At 53.3% G+C, this 1,122-nt stretch carries 2 protein-coding genes; both read right to left on the reverse strand.

The features are described from left to right. Positions 1-4 precede the first annotated feature (4 nt). A complete protein-coding gene (gene ppnP / locus NHH03_RS27240) occupies positions 5-283 on the reverse strand; it encodes a pyrimidine/purine nucleoside phosphorylase (protein WP_253161519.1) in 279 nt (92 codons plus the stop codon). Between the two features lie 27 nt (positions 284-310). Next, on the reverse strand, positions 311-931 hold the full coding sequence (locus tag NHH03_RS27245; RefSeq protein ID WP_253161520.1) for a hypothetical protein: 621 nt from the start codon (positions 929-931) through the stop codon (positions 311-313). Between the last annotated feature and the right edge of the window lie 191 nt (positions 932-1,122).

Here is a 1,122-nt window from a genome sequence, read left to right on the forward strand (position 1 = left end):
TTTCTCAGCCGTAGAAGCACAGGTAGGCGGTCGATTGTTCGACTTTGACCATGAATTTCACGCCTTTGGCGACACGAAATTCGGTGCCTGCGGAATAGGGAATGAACTCTTCGGCGCCTTGCAGGTTGACCAACAACTCGCCAGAAATCACCTTCATTCGCTCGGGTTCGCTGGTTTGAAATTCATACTCGCCGACCGACATCACACCCGATGTCACCCGGCCTTCGCTATTTTCAAAACTGATCGATTTAACGTTCCCGTCAAAGTATTCGTTGACTTGCATGTTGCGTGTTTCCTGGAGTGAATCGTGCTAGCGTGCGATCAGCGAATCGATCGCAAAATCTTCATGAGCATCATAGGGATAAAACTGCCTGGCGATACGCTTGGCCAAGATGCCTAGGTAGAGTTTACCGAAACGCGACTCGGTGGTATCCGTCGTGGTCTGGCCGGCCGTGGTCGGATAGGTGAATTCGTCCAGATCATGAGCGTACAGTTGATCGCCGGTTTTGGCATCGATCACCGAGATATGAACATCGGCGCGGCCTCGATACAGCGTTTTGCCGTCACGCAATTGCAGATTGCTGACTTCGATCGCCAACACTTTGTCGGCATCCACACCCCGTCCGATTTCTGCGAATTCGACTTGGTCCCAACCGTGTGTGTCACGCCAGTTGGCAATTTTGTCCTCACGGACCAGTTCAATTTTCTTGACCTCGGTCACCAAATGCTGCATCACGTTGCGTCCCAGAATGCGGGCCGCATCGTCATCACTGAATTGGCTGTTTTCGGTCAGCGTGACGACCGCCACGCGTGATTTTTCCAGACCGTCATAGGCGGCGGGAATCTTATCGGCTCCGGTCGCATGCATCAGGTTCGAGAGCAATCCCAGGCACCCGGTCTGTGTGGAAATCAACAGGCACGCGACTGCCATCAAGCAGCCACACGCGACCACGCGCGAACCCCTGCGGGGTGTTGAAAAACGAGATGATCGCATCGGCACAAAATCCTATTCGCGGCAAACCTGGGAATGAAAGCTAATCGCTAACGAATTCCACTCGCCCACCGCAAGCCGAATTCCCAACACTCAAACCCCTCCAAGACCTTTTGAAGCCAGCGTTAAAC

The sequence above is a fragment of the Stieleria tagensis genome (genome assembly GCF_024129865.1).
Taxonomy (GTDB): Bacteria; Planctomycetota; Planctomycetia; order Pirellulales; family Pirellulaceae; genus Stieleria; species Stieleria tagensis.

Excerpts from the sequence above, each read along its gene's own strand:
- NHH03_RS27245 (WP_253161520.1), bottom strand. The coding sequence starts at position 931 with ATGGCAGTCGCGTGCCTGTTGATTTCCACACAGACCGGGTGCCTGGGA.
- ppnP (WP_253161519.1), bottom strand. The coding sequence starts at position 283 with ATGCAAGTCAACGAATACTTTGACGGGAACGTTAAATCGATCAGTTTT.